The 14,864-nt window shown below is 68.2% G+C and carries 13 protein-coding genes; 9 read left to right on the top strand and 4 right to left on the bottom strand.

The features are described 5' to 3' along the window. Nucleotides 1–3: 3 nt before the first annotated feature. Both FBZ83_RS27305 and FBZ83_RS27300 read left to right on the top strand, forming a co-directional pair. Nucleotides 4–1,314 (top strand): hypothetical protein, encoded by a 1,311-nt coding sequence (locus FBZ83_RS27305; RefSeq protein WP_145689934.1) that lies wholly within the window; start codon nt 4–6, stop codon nt 1,312–1,314. An 18-nt stretch (nt 1,315–1,332) separates the two neighbouring features. Further along, entirely contained in the window at nt 1,333–1,713 is a 381-nt protein-coding gene (locus tag FBZ83_RS27300) for a hypothetical protein (RefSeq protein WP_145689933.1), read from the top strand. Nucleotides 1,714–1,722: 9 nt separating this feature from the next. On the opposite strand, the gene FBZ83_RS27295 is transcribed toward FBZ83_RS27300, so the two are convergent. The 3 genes from FBZ83_RS27295 to FBZ83_RS27285 form a co-directional block, all read right to left on the bottom strand. Continuing rightward, nucleotides 1,723–2,649 (bottom strand): DMT family transporter, encoded by a 927-nt coding sequence (locus tag FBZ83_RS27295; protein WP_145689932.1) that lies wholly within the window; start codon nt 2,647–2,649, stop codon nt 1,723–1,725. Nucleotides 2,650–2,734: 85 nt separating this feature from the next. Continuing rightward, nucleotides 2,735–3,937: a CaiB/BaiF CoA transferase family protein gene (locus FBZ83_RS27290; RefSeq protein WP_145689931.1), complete on the bottom strand. Its 1,203-nt coding sequence runs from the start codon at nt 3,935–3,937 to the stop codon at nt 2,735–2,737. 185 nt (nt 3,938–4,122) lie between these two features. Beyond that, nucleotides 4,123–5,325 (bottom strand): acyl-CoA dehydrogenase, encoded by a 1,203-nt coding sequence (locus tag FBZ83_RS27285; RefSeq protein WP_145689930.1) that lies wholly within the window; start codon nt 5,323–5,325, stop codon nt 4,123–4,125. A gap of 107 nt (nt 5,326–5,432) precedes the next feature. On the opposite strand from FBZ83_RS27285, the gene FBZ83_RS27280 reads away from it, so the two are divergent. The 5 genes from FBZ83_RS27280 to FBZ83_RS27260 all read left to right on the top strand — a co-directional run bounded on the left by FBZ83_RS27280 (nt 5,433) and on the right by FBZ83_RS27260 (nt 11,152). Then, nucleotides 5,433–6,350 carry a LysR substrate-binding domain-containing protein gene (locus FBZ83_RS27280; protein WP_145689929.1) on the top strand — a complete coding sequence of 306 codons (918 nt, stop codon included), beginning with the start codon at nt 5,433–5,435 and terminating at the stop codon, nt 6,348–6,350. Nucleotides 6,351–6,651: 301 nt separating this feature from the next. Further along, complete coding sequence (locus FBZ83_RS27275) at nt 6,652–7,749, top strand: ABC transporter ATP-binding protein (protein WP_244947760.1); 1,098 nt, start codon at nt 6,652–6,654, stop codon at nt 7,747–7,749. 96 nt (nt 7,750–7,845) lie between these two features. Next, nucleotides 7,846–8,892 (top strand): ABC transporter substrate-binding protein, encoded by a 1,047-nt coding sequence (locus FBZ83_RS27270; protein ID WP_145679243.1) that lies wholly within the window; start codon nt 7,846–7,848, stop codon nt 8,890–8,892. Between the two features lie 170 nt (nt 8,893–9,062). Beyond that, entirely contained in the window at nt 9,063–10,325 is a 1,263-nt protein-coding gene (locus tag FBZ83_RS27265) for an ABC transporter permease (protein WP_145689928.1), read from the top strand. Further along, nucleotides 10,322–11,152 carry an ABC transporter permease gene (locus FBZ83_RS27260; RefSeq protein ID WP_186466205.1) on the top strand — a complete coding sequence of 277 codons (831 nt, stop codon included), beginning with the start codon at nt 10,322–10,324 and terminating at the stop codon, nt 11,150–11,152. The genes FBZ83_RS27265 and FBZ83_RS27260 overlap by 4 nt, the downstream gene beginning before the upstream one ends. A gap of 158 nt (nt 11,153–11,310) precedes the next feature. Here the strand turns inward: FBZ83_RS27260 and FBZ83_RS27255 are convergent, their stop codons facing one another. Beyond that, nucleotides 11,311–11,895 (bottom strand): cupin domain-containing protein, encoded by a 585-nt coding sequence (locus FBZ83_RS27255; RefSeq protein ID WP_014198218.1) that lies wholly within the window; start codon nt 11,893–11,895, stop codon nt 11,311–11,313. Between the two features lie 140 nt (nt 11,896–12,035). On the opposite strand from FBZ83_RS27255, the gene gabD reads away from it, so the two are divergent. Both gabD and gabT read left to right on the top strand, forming a co-directional pair. Beyond that, nucleotides 12,036–13,496 carry an NADP-dependent succinate-semialdehyde dehydrogenase gene (gene gabD / locus FBZ83_RS27250; RefSeq protein WP_186466204.1) on the top strand — a complete coding sequence of 487 codons (1,461 nt, stop codon included), beginning with the start codon at nt 12,036–12,038 and terminating at the stop codon, nt 13,494–13,496. A 28-nt stretch (nt 13,497–13,524) separates the two neighbouring features. Next, nucleotides 13,525–14,811 carry a 4-aminobutyrate--2-oxoglutarate transaminase gene (gabT, locus tag FBZ83_RS27245; protein ID WP_145689927.1) on the top strand — a complete coding sequence of 429 codons (1,287 nt, stop codon included), beginning with the start codon at nt 13,525–13,527 and terminating at the stop codon, nt 14,809–14,811. The last annotated feature ends 53 nt before the right edge of the window (nt 14,812–14,864 follow it).

Below are 14,864 nucleotides of genomic sequence, written 5' to 3'. Positions count from 1 at the left end.
CCCATGACCACCGATCCCAAGGCCCTTCTCAGCCTCGGCACCAAGCTGCTGGACATCGACGAGGCCCGGTTCCGGCAGGTGGTCGACCTGCTCCAGCAGATCGGCGACCATCCGGAGGTCCGGCACACCTTCTCGCTGATCCGCCCCCGTCTGGCCGAGGTGCGGCCCAGGCGGCGCGCGACCTTCAAGCGGCTGTTCTGCGAGCCGTTCGAGGACCTGTTCCAGCTTCCCACCGGCAACCAGCCGGCGCCGCTGAACAAGGTGGACCGCGACGCCGTCAACGCCCTGTGGCCGCTGGTGGAGGGTCAGATCGGCAAGGAGCGGCTGCGCGGCGTCACGGGCGCGCTGGGCGACGGCGCGTCGCGGGCAGAGCCGGCCCGCGCCTTCTGGTCCATGGCCTCCGCCGCCGTGGCCGGCATTCTGGAGCAGACGGAGACGGGGCGCTTCGCCGACGAGCTAGGGCTGCGGCTGAACCCCGACCGCATCCGGACCCTTGAGGACATCGCCCGCATCCTGACCATCGCCCAGCCGGTGGCGGAGCTGAAGGCCGTCCTGTCGCCCAAGCCGATTCAGAAGCTGCACAAGGACCATCTGGACGGCATCCAGGCCATCGGGCGGCAGGTCGCGCGCTCCCGCCCGGAGGCGCTGAAACTGTTCATCCTTCTGGCCGCGGCCCGCCTGTCCGACCCGTCGATCCTGCTGGGCAGCCTGTGGGACATGGACCTGGGCCAGAAGTCCAGCGACCGGGCCGCCCTGTTCCTGGACCTCGGCGGCACGGTGGTGGCGCAGATCGAGGAACGGTCGCGCGGCGTCGCCTCGGCCTCCGGCGGCACGGTGGACCGCATGGCCGCCGCCACCCTCGCGGTCGATCTGGTGGCCAGCCTGGAGGCCACGCGCAACGCCATGGAACACAGCCGCAACAAGGACTTCGACCAGCGGCTGAAGACCATCCGGAACTCGGTGCACGAGCTGGTGCGCACCCAGGTGCTCGACGGCGCGGACACCGAAATCCTCACCGCGGTGGAGACGCTGGTCCCCGGCACCGACACGGCGCGGATGGCGCAGGCCGAGAATCAGGCGCGCGCCCTGCGCAAATGCTCGACCATCGCCGACACGCTGGGCCTGCGCGGCGAGCTGAAGAGCGTGACCCAGCAGGCCACCGCCTCGCTGACCGGCACGGCACGGCAGTCGCTGGCGGACGGGGTCGGCGACGCACGGACCGGCTACACCGCCATCCGCATGATCGAGCTGATTGCCGGACCGGCGGAGGCCAACCAGGTTATGGACGACATCCTGCGGGGTGGACGCCGCTGAGGGCACCGGGGAGATCGCATGACGCGCCGCGGAGGCTATGTCGGCTGGGCGCTGCCGGAGGCGGAGCGCGCCCGCCTGCTGGCGCGGTTCCCGGCGCGCTACGCCCGCACCGTCGCCCATCACATCACGTTGGCCCACGGCGTCGGAGCGGGACATCCGCTGCCCACGGAACGTGAGGGAACGGTCCTCGGGCTGGCCGACGACGGCGAAGGCGTTCAGGCGCTGGTCGTCGCCATCGCCGGGACGACCGGCCGGCCCGGCGGCGGCATCTACCACATCACATGGTCGCTGGGACCGGGGCGCCGGGCGGTGGAGTCGAACGCGGTGATCGCGCGCCTCGGCTGGACCCCGGTGGAGCCCGTCGCCGTCCGGCTTGAGCCGCGCTTCTTCCCGCTTTAGGCGCCGTTTTTAAGCGCCGGGGCCGCCGCTGGCGTTGGCCTCGGCCGCGGCACCGCGGTTCAACGCCTGCTCGCGGTGGAAGACGAACAGGCCGCTGCCGATGATGAGCAGCGCACCGACGATGATGCGCAGGGTCGGCGCCGTGCCCCAGACCAGCAGGTCGAGCACCACCGCCCAGATGATCGAGACATACTGGAACGGCACGACGACCGCCGCCGGGCTGAGCTGGAGCGAACGGTTCATCGCCGCGTGCCCGACCAGCGCCGTGACGCCGAGCGCGCCCAGCAGCAGGAAGTCCAACCCCGGCGGCGGCACCCAGACCAGCGGCAGCGCCGCACTGCCGAGCAGGCCGGTGCCGAAGGTCTGGAAGCTGACCAGAGACAGGTTGCTCGAATCGCGCAGCAGCCGGGTGGAGATCAGGCCCGTGGAGAAGACCAGCGTGCCGAACAGGGCGACCAGCGACGGCACCGCGTCGAACTGGCCCGTCGGGTTCAGCACGATCACCACCCCGGCGAAGCCGACCACCACCGCGGCCCAGCGGCGCCAGCCCACCTTCTCGCCGAGCAGCGGCACCGACAGGGCGGTGACGATCAGCGGGGCGGCCATGTAGATGGTCATGACGTTGGCCAGCGGCAGCGACCGCACCGCCCAATAGAAGCAGGCGACCTCGCCCGCCACGCAGCCGACGCGCAGAAGATGCAACGGCAGCCGCTTCACCGCGAAGACCGACCACACCCCTTCGCGCAGGATCAGCGGGGCCAGCAGCATCGCGCCGAACAGGCTGCGGATGGCCAGCAGCATCGCCACCGGATAGTCGGCGACCAGCCATTTGCCGAGCGCGTCGTTGACGGTGAACAGCGACATGCCCAGCAGCATCAGCAGGATGCCCAGGCGGGTGTCGGTGGCGGCGGAGGACGGGGTGCTGGAGGCGATCATCTCGGTTCACGCAAAAAATCCCTCCCCCCGCGCACGGCGGGGGAAGGGATGGGATCGGGGCGGCAAAATGACGGGTGCGCGCGGTTCAGACCACGCCCTTCTCCCGCAGGGCGGCGATGTCCGCCGCGCATAGGCCCAGCGCCTCCTCCAGCACGGCGTCGGTGTGCTGGCCGAGCGTCGGTGGGGCGACCGTATGCTCGATGGGGGTCGCGGAGTAGCGGATCGGGCTCGCCACCGTCGGCACCGTCCCGGCGGTCGGGTGCGGCAGGTCTTGGTGGATGTGGCGGGCCTGCACGTGGGGGTCGGCAAAGACCTGGGACACGTCGTTGATCGGCCCGCAGGGCACGCCCACCGCCTCCAGAGCCGACAGCCAGTCGCGGCTGGTCCGCTGCTCCAGCAGCAGTTCCAGGATCGGCACCAGCTCCTTGCGGTTGGCGACGCGGGCCGGGTTGGTGGCGTAGCGCGGGTCCTGCGCCAGCTCCGGACGGCCGGCGACCTGACAGAACTTGGTGAACTGCCCGTCGTTGCCGACCGCCAGGATGATGTGGCCGTCCAACGTGGCGAAGGCTTGGTAGGGCACGATGTTCGGGTGGGCGTTGCCCAGCCGCTGCGGCGCCTTGCCACCGACCAGATAGTTCATGGCCTGGTTCGCCAGCACCGCCACCTGGACGTCGAGCAGGGCGAGGTTCACCCACTGCCCCTCCCCCGTCCGGTCGCGGTGGGCCAGAGCGCCGAGCACGCCGATGGTGGCGTAGAGGCCGGTGAAGACGTCGGTGACCGCGACGCCGACCTTGACCGGCCCGCCGCCCGCCTCGGCGTCGGGCTGGCCGGTGATGCTCATCAGCCCGCCCATGCCCTGGATCATGAAATCGTAGCCGGCGCGCTTGGCGTAGGGGCCGTCCTGCCCGAATCCGGTGATCGAGCAGTAGACGAGGCCGGGGTTGATCGCCTTCAGGCTGTCATAGTCCAGCCCGTACTTGACCAGCCCGCCAACCTTGAAGTTCTCGATGACGACGTCGGCCTGGGCGGCCAGCTTGCGCACCAGCTCCTGGCCTTCCGGGCGTTCGAAGTCGATGGTGATCGACCGCTTGCCACGGTTGGTGGAGAGGAAATAGGCCGACTCCTCGCCCGCCCAGGGGGGACCCCAGGCGCGCGTGTCGTCCCCGGCGCCGGGCCGTTCGACCTTGATGACGTCGGCGCCGAGATCAGCCAGCGTCTGCGCCGCCCACGGCCCGGCGAGCACGCGGGAGAGTTCCAGGACACGGACATGGGAAAGCGGGCCGGGCATGGTGGGGTCCTCATGGAAAAGCGCCTGATTCCCCTCTCCCGCCCCGGGAGAGGGTGCCCGCGTCAGCGGGCGGGTGAGGGTCGTACGAGGATCGTCGCGCTGATCCTTGGCGGCACCCTCACCCTTCCCACGCCGGGGGCGTGGGCCCCTTCCCTCTCCCGAGGCGGGAGAGGGACAACATCACCTCACGCGAAGGCCTGGATGCCGGTGATGGCGCGGCCCAGGATCAGGGCGTGGATGTCGTGCGTGCCCTCGTAGGTGTTCACCGCCTCCAGGTTCATCACGTGGCGGATGACGTGGAACTCGTCGGCGATGCCGTTGCCGCCGTGCATGTCACGGGCGACGCGGGCGATGTCCAGGGCCTTGCCGCAGTTGTTGCGCTTGATGAGCGAGATCATCTCCGGCGCCGCCTTGCCCTCGTCGAGGAGGCGGCCGACCTGCAGCGCGGCCTGCAGGCCGAGCGCGATCTCCGTCTGCATGTTGGCGAGCTTGAGCTGCGGGATCTGGTTCGCGGCCAGCGGACGGCCGAACTGCTTGCGGTCGATCTGGTACTGGCGGGCGGCGTGGAAGCAGAACTCCGCGGCGCCCATGGCGCCCCAGGCGATGCCGTAGCGGGCGCGGTTCAGGCAGCCGAACGGGCCGACGATGCCCTCGATGTTCGGCAGGCGGTTCTCCTCCGGCACGAACACCTCGTCCATGACGATCTCGCCGGTGGCCGAGGCGCGCAGCGAGAACTTGCCCTCGATCTTCGGCGCCGACAGGCCCTTCATGCCCTTTTCGAGCACGAAACCGTTGATCTTGCCCTCGTCGTTCTTCGCCCAGACGACGAAGACGTCGGCGACCGGCGAGTTGGTGATCCACATCTTCGCGCCGCTGACGATGTAACCGTCCGCGACCTTCTTGGCGCGGGTCTTCATGCCGGCGGGGTCGGAGCCGGCGTCCGGCTCGGTCAGGCCGAAGCAGCCGATCCATTCGCCGGTGGCGAGCTTCGGCAGGTACTTCTCGCGCTGCGCCTCGCTGCCGTAGGCGTAGATCGGGTGCATGACCAGCGAGGACTGCACCGACATGGCGGAGCGGTAGCCGCTGTCCACCCGCTCGACCTCGCGGGCGACCAGACCGTAGGAGACGTAGTTGACCCCGGCGCAGCCGTAGCCGTCGATGGTGGAGCCGAGGAAGCCCAGCTCGCCCATCTCGTTCATGATCTCGCGGTGGAAGATCTCGTGCCGGTTGGCCTCGGTCACGCGCGGCAGCAGCTTGTCCTGGCAATAGCTGCGCGCGGCGTCGCGGATCATCCGCTCGTCCTCGGTCAGCTGCTCGTCGAGGAGCAGCGGGTCTTCCCAGGCGAAGGAAGCGAGCTTGGCGGAGGCGGCTCCGGTCTTGGCGGCCATGTTTAAAATCTCCCTAGGTCCGATGCGCCCAACATGGCGCGGTCGCTTTCATGGTTCAAATACATTTATCAGGGGACTTTAATATGATCCTCATATAAGACACTGCCATGGACCTGCGCCATCTCCGCCATTTCGTGGCCGTCGCCGAGGAGCTGCATTTCAGCCGCGCCGCCGCCCGGCTGGGCATCGGGCAGCCGCCGCTCAGCCAGTCGATCCAGGCGCTGGAGGCCGAGCTGGGCGCCCGCCTGTTCGAGCGCACCAAGCGTAGGGTCGAGCTGACCGAACCGGGCCAGCTCCTGCTGGGCGAGGCGCGGGAGATCCTGGCGCGGGCGGAGCGCGCCGCCGTGCTGACCCGCCGCGCCGCCAAGGGCGAGGTCGGCGAACTGCGCGTCGGCTTCACCGCGGCGGCCCCCTTCCTGCCGATGGTGCCGCGGATCATCGACGCCTACCGCCGGGCCCATCCCGACGTGCATCTGACTCTGGTCGAGCTGCCGTCCAAGCAGCAGTTGACGGCGCTGGCCGACCGCCGGCTCGACGTCGGCTTCATCCGGGAGCCGCGCTTCGTCCCCGAGCCCGAGTCCTTTCGCTTCCACGACGTGGTGCGGGAACCGCTGCTGGCGGTGATGCGCGCCGACCATCCGCTGGCCGGGCGGGAGGTGGTGCCGCTGGCCGCGCTGCGCGACGAGCCCTTCGTCTTCTACCCCGCCGATTTCGGCACCAGCACGCACGAGCAGGTCTTCGCCCTGTGCGCCGCCGCCGGATTCCGCCCCAACGTGACCCAGGACGCGCGCGAGGCCTTCACCATCATCGGGCTGATCGCCGCCGGGCTGGGCGTGTCGATTCTTCCCGGCCAGCTTCGGCAGGTGGCGCTGGAGGGAGTGGTGTACCGGCCGCTCGACACGCCGGACGCCGTCACCACCCTGCAACTGGCCCAACGGAGCAACGAAAGTTCGCCCCTGGTGAAAAAATTCACCGGTCTCGTCGAACGGATCGTTCCGTTTGTTCCACCGATCCCCGGCACCTGACCGGCGACTCGGGAAAAATCGCCCGTCCGGACCCCGAACCTCCCAAAGTCTGGGTTTTCAAGCGGTCAAGGAAGGAGCAAACTCCCGTTCAAACCGCGTGCACGGCCTTCGCAGATGCACAAAATTTCGTCAGACCGACGCCGAACCGTTGAATTGATCACAATGCGAGCGTCGGGCTTGTCGAATTTATTAAACGGGTATACCGTCTGACCCATTGCATAGGTCCTGTGTCGGGAACGCAACCCTGACCCCGGACCGCGCTCGGGACACCTCGGACGGGGGGAGGATGATGGACGGCGGCATGGTCACGACCGCACAGGCACTGGTGCGCTTCGTCGGGGTCCAGAAGACCTATGACGGCGAACACCTCGTGGTGAAGAACCTCGACCTCGACATCAAGAAGGGCGAGTTCGTCACCCTGCTCGGCCCTTCGGGCTCGGGCAAGACGACCACGCTGATGATGCTGGCCGGCTTCGAGGTCCCCACCCACGGCGATATCTATCTCGCCGACCGGCCGATCAAGAACATGCCGCCGCACAAGCGCGACATCGGCATGGTCTTCCAGAACTACGCGCTGTTCCCCCACCTGACGATCGAAGAGAACGTCGCCTTCCCGCTGACCGTGCGCAAGATGCCGCGGTCCGAGGTGAAGGAGCGGGTGCGCTCGGCGCTGCGCATGATCAAGCTGGAGAATCTGGCGCACCGCCATCCCGGCCAGCTGTCGGGCGGCCAGCAGCAGCGCGTGGCGCTCGCCCGCGCGCTGGTCTTCAACCCGCAGCTCGTCCTGATGGACGAGCCGCTGGGCGCGCTGGACAAGCGGCTGCGCGAGCACATGCAGCTCGAGATCAAGCAGCTGCACGAGACGATGGGCATCACCGTCGTCTACGTCACGCACGACCAGAGCGAGGCGCTGACCATGTCGGACCGCATCGCGGTGTTCAACGACGGCATCGTGCAGCAGATCGACAAGCCGGACGCGCTGTACGAACGCCCGGTCAACAGCTTCGTCGCCAACTTCATCGGCGAGAACAACGTGCTGAGCGGCACCGTCGAGAATATCGAACAGGGCTTCTGCCGCGTGGCCCTGGCGTCGGGCGGTTCGGTCGTGGCCCAGGCGGTCAATGTCGCAGGCGCCGGGGCCGCCACCGCGCTGTCGGTCCGGCCGGAGCGCATCAGCATCCTGACCGACGGGCAGGCCCCGGACGGCATGAACGCCCTGCCCGCCCAGGTGCAGGACACCATCTATCTCGGCGACCACGCACTGGCCGTGCTGAAGGTCGCCGGCAACGGGGAATTCATGGTCAAGCTGCCGCCGGGCGCCCACGCGGGCCTCAGCCACGGCCAGAGCGTGTCCATCGGCTTCCGCCCCGAGGACTGCCGGGCGCTCGATCCCGTGTGATCGGCAGCGACCCGTCCGTCCGGTCTCTCCGGGAGGGGGGACCGGGGGCGCGCACCACCTCCTGACGCAACCACACATAATGAAGGAACGGGGACGATGTCGAAGCTTAAGGTGGCAGTTGGGTTCCTTGCGACGTTCACCGCCGGTGTGGCGCTGGCCACCGCCGCGCAGGCCCGCGACCTGACGGTCGTGTCCTGGGGCGGCGCCTATCAGGAAGCCCAGAAGAAGGTCTATTTCGAGCCGTTCAAGAAGGCCGGCACCCCGATGAACGACGAGTCCTGGGACGGCGGCATCGGCGTGCTGCGCGCCAAGGTCCAGGGCGGTGCGGCGACCTGGGACGTCGTCCAGGTCGAGAGCGAGGAGCTGGCCGTCGGTTGCGAAGAGGGCCTGTTCGAGACGATGGAGTTCAGCAAGATCGGCGGCGAGCAGGCCTACCTGCCGCAGACCGTCGATGCCTGCGGCGTCGGCGCGATCGTGTACGACTTCGTGCTCGGCTACGACAAGGACAAGCTCAAGGACGCGCCGAAGAGCTGGGCCGACTTCTTCGACACCACCAAGTATCCGGGCAAGCGCGGTCTGCGCCAGGGCGCCAAGACCACCCTTGAGATCGCCCTGATGGCCGACGGTGTCGCGCCGAAGGACGTCTACAAGGTCCTGGGCACCGAAGAGGGTCTGGAGCGCGCCTTCAAGAAGCTGGACACCATCAAGAACGACATCGTCTGGTGGAAGGCCGGCGCCCAGCCGCCGCAGCTGCTGGCCTCGGGCGAGGTGGCGATGACCTCGGTCTACAACGGCCGCATCGACGCCGCCAACAAGGCCGAGAAGAAGAACTTCGGCATGGTGTGGAACGGCGCGCTCTACACCATCGACAGCTGGGTGATCCTGAAGGGCAGCCCGAACAAGGACGCCGCCTACAAGTTCCTCGACTTCGTCGGCAAGGCGGAGAACCAGGCCAAGCTGTCCGAGAACATCGCCTACGGCACCTCCAACAAGGACGCCCCGTCCAAGCTGGCTCCGGCGGTTCTGACGGACCTGCCGACCGCTCCGGAGAACATGAAGAACGCGGTCGAGATCAGCGTTCCCTTCTGGCTGGAGAACATCGACCGCCTGACCGAGCGCTTCAACAAGTGGGCGGCGAAGTAAGCCGCTTCCGTCTCTGAGTGGTTGCGACGGGCCCCCTCCCCGGCCCTTCCCCGCTGACGCGGGGGAGGGAGATTGGTCCCCTCCCCTGCGAAGCGGGGGAGGGTTAGGGAGGGGGCCCTCCTCGACCACCTACACACAATCTCTACCGCATTTTTCGAAATAGGCCGCCCATGACAGCCGCGTTCGTCGCCGGCGCCGATGCGTCGTCCGAGGTGCCTCTCAAGCGCCGCCTGAAACGGGCGGAGCGGACGCGCCGGCTCAAGGCCCTGGCGCTGATCCTGCCGCTCCTCCTCTTCCTGCTGTTCACCTTCCTCGGTCCCATCGCCGGCATGCTCTGGCGGTCGGTCGACGACTGGGAGGTGCGTCAGGTCATGCCCCACACCGTCGCGGCCCTGGCCGACTGGGACGGCAAGGACGTTCCGGGCGAGCCGGCCTTCGCCGCGCTGGCCGGCGACATCCGCACGGCGCGTGACGCCGGCACCGTCGCCATCGCGTCCAAGCGGCTGAACTACGCGCTGAACGGCTTCCGCACCATCATGTCGGGCACGGCGCGCAACCTGAAGACCCTGCCCGAACCCGGCAACGCCAAGGACACGCTGATCGCCATCAACCCGGCCTGGGGCGAACGCGCCACCTGGGCGGCGATCAAGGGCGCCAGCGGGCCGCTCACCAGCTTCTACCTGCTGGGCGCACTGGACCTGACGCGCAACGTGGACGGCGCCATCGTCGCCGCCCCCGAGGAGCAGGCGATCTACCGCGACGTCTTCGGGCGCACCTTCACCATCAGCCTGGGCGTCACGGTCCTCTGCCTCATCCTGGGCTTTCCGGTCGCCTACATGCTGGCGACGCTGCCCACGGGCCAGTCGAACGTCCTGATGATCTTCGTGCTGCTGCCCTTCTGGACCTCGCTTCTGGTGCGCACCTGCGCCTGGATCGTCGTGTTGCAGAGCGAGGGCATCGTCAACGATAGCCTGCGCTGGATCGGCCTGATCGACGAGCCGCTGCGGCTGATCTACAACCGCTTCGGCGTCTATGTGGCGATGACGCATGTGCTGCTGCCCTTCATGATCCTGCCGCTCTACAGCAGCATGCGCTCGATCTCGCCGGCCTACATGCGGGCCGCGGCGTCGCTCGGCGCCTCGCCGGTCACCGCCTTCCTGCGCATCTACCTGCCGCAGACCGTGCCCGGCATCGGGGCGGGCAGCCTGCTCGTCTTCATCCTGGCCATCGGCTACTACATCACGCCGGCCCTGGTGGGCGGCGCCGCCGACCAGATGATCAGCTACTTCATCGCCTTCTACACGACGGAAACCGTCAACTGGGGTCTGGCCTCGGCGCTGGGCGCGGTGCTCCTGCTCGCCACGCTGCTGCTCGCCGTCGTCTATGGAAAGCTGGTCCACGGCCAGCAGGTCACGGGAGGGATGAAGAATTGAGCGACAACCACGCCCCCCGCACCGCCAGCCAGCGCGTCGCCTGGATCACCACCGTGGTCGTCGCCTCGCTGGTGCTGGTCTTCCTGATGGCGCCGATCCTGGCGATCATGCCGCTGTCCTTCAGCTCCGGCTCCTACCTGACCTACCCGCTGCCCGGCTTCTCGCTGCGCTGGTACGAGGATTTCCTGAACTCCCCGCGCTGGGTGTCGTCGCTGAAGAACAGCGTCATCATCGGGGTGGCCTCGACCATCCTGTCGATGGTGCTGGGCACCCTCGCCTCGCTCGGCCTCGCCCAGTGGAAAAGCAAGTTCAAGCCGCTGGTGCTGGCCATCGTGCTGTCGCCGGTGGTCGTGCCGGGCGTCATCACCGCGGTCGGCCTGTACTTCTTCTTCGCGCCGCTGGGCCTGACCGGCAGCTACGCCGGGCTGATCCTGGCGCACACCGCGCTCTCCACGCCCTTCGTGGTCATCACGGTCAGTGCGACGCTGCAGAGCTTCGACATGAATCTGGCGCGGGCCGCGGCCTCGCTCGGCGCCTCGCCGATCTACGCCTTCCGCCGGGTGATCCTGCCGCTGATCCTGCCGGGCCTGGCCTCGGGCGCCCTGTTCGCCTTCGCCACCAGCTTCGACGAGGTGGTGGTGGTGCTGTTCATGGCCGGTCCGGAGCAGCGCACCCTGCCGCGCGAGATGTTCAGCGGCATCCGCGAGAACATCAGCCCGACCATCACGGCGGCGGCGGTGATCCTGACGACCATCTCGGTCATCCTGCTCGCCACGCTGGAGGCGCTGCGCCGCCGCAACGAGCGGCTGAAGGGCAACCTGCGCTGAGCCTCATTCTGGGGAATTCAACCCTCTCCCCTCTGGGGAGAGGGTGGCCCGAAGGGCCGGTGAGGGGGGTGCGCGTGGCGGTACATCCGGCAACAGCGCACCCCCCTCATCCTACCCCTCTCCCCAGAGGGGAGAGGGAACGGACTATGAAGAGGGAATTACAGGTACGGCGGGGTGCAGGCGCTGATGATTTCGCATTCCTCGTCGCCGAGGTTGCGGAAGCGGTGCGGGATGCGGCTGTCGAACAGATAGGCGTCGCCGGGGCCGAGGATCTCCTTGCGGTCGCCGACCGTCAGCTCGATCCGGCCCTTGATGACGATGCCGCCCTCCTCCGATTCGTGCTGGAGCATGGTGCGGCCGCCGGTGTCGGCGCCGGGGGCGTATTTCTCGTGCAGCACCTGGAGGTTGCGGCCGCGCAGGTCGCCCACCTGCCGGAAGGAGATGGAGCCGACCCGGCTTTTCACCAGCCCGGTCAGCTCGACCAGATCGCCGCCCTTGAAGAAGATCTGCTCGCGCGGCGGCAGGTCGTCGGACGAGAAGAACTCCGCCAGGGTCATCGGAATGCCCTGGAGCACCTTGCGCAACGAGGAGACGGACGGGCTGCACCGATTCTGCTCGATCAGGGAAATGGTGCCGTTGGTCACGCCCGCCCGTTGCGCCAACTGGCGCTGGGACAGGGCGTGCGCTTCGCGAACCTGCTTGAGGCGCGCGCCCACGTTGAAATCGACAGCGTCCACATCCATGGATCGGTTCCTCGCTCCTGACCGGAAGGCATACCGGATTCGCGTGTGTGCGTCATCAAAAACTCAACACCCGATTAGGGTTGTTTAATTTATTAAACATGGGTACGCTCCCTTCACATTGCAAATCGAGGCTGATTCCCATGCTGTCGCTGAACGACCAGAGCCTTCTTCGGACGCAAGCCTATGTGAACGGCGCGTGGCGCGACGCTTTCTCCGGCAAGACCTTCGCGGTGACCAACCCGGCGACGGGCGAGGAACTGGCCCGGGTCGCCGACGTCGGCGCGGAAGAGACGCGGCAGGCCATCAATGCCGCCGACGCCGCCCTGCCCGCCTGGCGCGCCAAGACCGCGAAGGAGCGCGCGGCGATCCTGCGCCGCTGGTTCGAGCTGATCATGGCGGCGCAGGAGGATCTGGCCGTCCTGATGACCCTGGAGCAGGGCAAGCCGCTGGCCGAAGCCCGTGGCGAGGTCGCCTACGGCGCCAGCTTCATCGAGTGGTTCGCCGAGGAGGGCAAGCGGGTCTACGGCGACGTGATCCCCAGCTTCGCCGGCAACAAGCGCATCGTCGTCCTGAAGGAGCCGATCGGGGTCGTCGCGGCGATCACCCCGTGGAACTTCCCCAACGCGATGATCACCCGCAAGGTCGGCCCGGCGCTGGCCGCCGGCTGCACCATCGTGGTCAAGCCGGCCGAGGACACCCCGCTGTCCGCCCTGGCGCTGGCCGAGCTGGCCGAGCGCGCGGGCGTCCCGGCGGGGGTGTTTAACATCGTCACCGGGTCCGACCCGGTTGCCATCGGCGGCGAGCTGACCGCCAGCCCGATCGTGCGCAAGCTGTCCTTCACCGGCTCGACCGAGGTCGGCAAGATCCTGATGCGCCAGTCGGCCGACACGGTGAAGAAGGTGTCGCTGGAGCTGGGCGGCAACGCGCCCTTCATCGTGTTCGACGACGCCGACCTGGACGAGGCGGTCAAGGGTGCCTTGGCGTCCAAGTACCGCAACTCCGGCCAGACCTGCGTCTGCGCGAACCGGCTGCTGGTCCAGGCCGGCGTCTACGACGCCTTCGCCGCCAAGCTGGCCGAGGCGGTGAGGCAGATCCGCGTCGGCAACGGCATGGAGGCCGGGATCACCCAGGGCCCGATGATCAACGGCCAGGCCGTCGAGAAGGTCGAGGAGCTGATGGGCGACGCGCTGGCCAAGGGCGCCACGGTGGCGCTCGGCGGCAAGCGGCATGGCCTGGGCGGCACCTTCTTCGAGCCGACGATCCTGACCGGCGTCACCACCGAGATGCGCGTGGCCCGCGAGGAGATCTTCGGCCCGGTGGCCCCGCTGTTCAAGTTCGAGACGGAAGCCGACGCCATCCGCATGGCCAACGACACCGAGTTCGGTCTGGCCGCCTATTTCTACAGCCGGGACATCGGCCGGGTGTGGCGCGTGGCCGAGCAGCTCGAATACGGCATGGTCGGCATCAACGAAGGCATCCTGTCGACCGAGGTCGCGCCGTTCGGCGGCATCAAGCAGTCGGGCATCGGGCGGGAAGGCTCCAAGTACGGTGTGGAGGACTTCCTGGAGATCAAGTACCTGTGCGTCGGCCTGGGCGCCTGACGCCATCCTTTCCAATCGGGGGTTTGAGATGAGCAACCAGTCCTTCCAGGATCGTCGCAACGCCGCCGTTCCGCGCGGCCTCGCCAACGCCATGCCGGTCTATGTCGACCGCGCCGAGAACGCCGAGCTGTGGGACGTCGAGGGCAACCGCTTCATCGACTTCGCGGGCGGCATCGCGGTGCTGAACACCGGCCACCGCCATCCGAAGATCATCGAGGCGGTGAAGGCCCAGCTCGACCGCTTCACCCACACCTGCGCGATGGTCACGCCCTACGAGTCCTTCGTGACCCTGGCAGAGCGGCTGAACGCGCTGGTTCCGGGCGCCACGCCGAAGAAGACCGCCTTCTTCACCACCGGTGCCGAAGCCGTCGAGAACGCCGTGAAGATCGCCCGCGCCCACACGGGCCGTCCGGGTGTGATCGCCTTCAGCGGCGCCTTCCACGGCCGCACGCTGCTGGCGATGGCGCTGACCGGCAAGGTCGTGCCCTACAAGGTCGGCTTCGGCCCCTTCCCGGCCGAGGTCTACCACGCACCCTTCCCCAACGCCTACCGCGGGGTCAGCGTCCAGGACAGCCTGAAGGCGCTGGAGCAGCTCTTCAAGTCGGACGTCGACGCCACCCGCGTCGCCGCGATCATCGTGGAGCCGGTGCAGGGTGAGGGCGGCTTCAACATCGCCCCGCCGGAGTTCCTGCAGGCACTGCGCAAGATTTGCGACGACAACGGCATCCTGCTGATCATCGACGAGATCCAGACCGGCTTCGCCCGCACCGGCAAGATGTTCGCCATCGAGCATTCCGGCGTCGAGCCCGACCTGATGACCATGGCGAAGAGCCTGGCCGGCGGTTTCCCGCTGTCGGCGGTCACCGGCAAGGCGGAGATCATGGACGCCCCGATCCCCGGCGGCATCGGCGGCACCTACGCCGGCAGCCCGCTGGCGACCACCGCGGCTCTGGCCGTGCTGGACGTCATCGAGGAGGAGAAGCTGATCCAGCGCTCCAACGACCTGGGCGAGCGCATCGCCGGCCGCTTCCGCACCATGGCCCAGCGCAACACGCTGTCGGTGATCGGCGACGTGCGCAACCTGGGCGGCATGATCGCCATGGAGCTGGTGAAGGACCGCGGCACCAAGGAGCCGGCGCCGGAGCTGACCAAGGCGCTGGTCGCCAAGGCGGCGGAGAAGGGCCTCGTCCTGCTGTCCTGCGGCACCTACGGCAACGTGATCCGCATCCTGGTTCCGCTGACCGCGTCGGACGCGCTGGTGGACGAGGGCCTGGACATCATCGAGCGCTCCCTGGAGGAGCTGGTCTCTGCGTAAGGCTGGGGCCTGATCCGTCAGTCCCGATTTATCAGTGAAGTCCCCTGACTGCA

The sequence above is a fragment of the Azospirillum brasilense genome (assembly GCF_007827815.1).
Lineage (GTDB): Bacteria > Pseudomonadota > Alphaproteobacteria > Azospirillales > Azospirillaceae > Azospirillum > Azospirillum brasilense_C.
This window is presented reverse-complemented; position numbering and strand designations above follow the sequence as displayed.

Coding starts and splice junctions, on each gene's coding strand:
- FBZ83_RS27300 (WP_145689933.1), top strand. CDS start 1,333: ATGACGCGCCGCGGAGGCTATGTCGGCTGGGCGCTGCCGGAGGCGGAG.
- FBZ83_RS27285 (WP_145689930.1), bottom strand. CDS start 5,325: ATGGCCGCCAAGACCGGAGCCGCCTCCGCCAAGCTCGCTTCCTTCGCC.
- FBZ83_RS27275 (WP_244947760.1), top strand. CDS start 6,652: ATGGTCACGACCGCACAGGCACTGGTGCGCTTCGTCGGGGTCCAGAAG.
- FBZ83_RS27295 (WP_145689932.1), bottom strand. CDS start 2,649: ATGATCGCCTCCAGCACCCCGTCCTCCGCCGCCACCGACACCCGCCTG.
- FBZ83_RS27280 (WP_145689929.1), top strand. CDS start 5,433: ATGGACCTGCGCCATCTCCGCCATTTCGTGGCCGTCGCCGAGGAGCTG.
- FBZ83_RS27305 (WP_145689934.1), top strand. CDS start 4: ATGACCACCGATCCCAAGGCCCTTCTCAGCCTCGGCACCAAGCTGCTG.
- FBZ83_RS27255 (WP_014198218.1), bottom strand. CDS start 11,895: ATGGATGTGGACGCTGTCGATTTCAACGTGGGCGCGCGCCTCAAGCAG.
- gabD (WP_186466204.1), top strand. CDS start 12,036: ATGCTGTCGCTGAACGACCAGAGCCTTCTTCGGACGCAAGCCTATGTG.
- FBZ83_RS27265 (WP_145689928.1), top strand. CDS start 9,063: ATGACAGCCGCGTTCGTCGCCGGCGCCGATGCGTCGTCCGAGGTGCCT.
- gabT (WP_145689927.1), top strand. CDS start 13,525: ATGAGCAACCAGTCCTTCCAGGATCGTCGCAACGCCGCCGTTCCGCGC.
- FBZ83_RS27290 (WP_145689931.1), bottom strand. CDS start 3,937: ATGCCCGGCCCGCTTTCCCATGTCCGTGTCCTGGAACTCTCCCGCGTG.
- FBZ83_RS27270 (WP_145679243.1), top strand. CDS start 7,846: ATGTCGAAGCTTAAGGTGGCAGTTGGGTTCCTTGCGACGTTCACCGCC.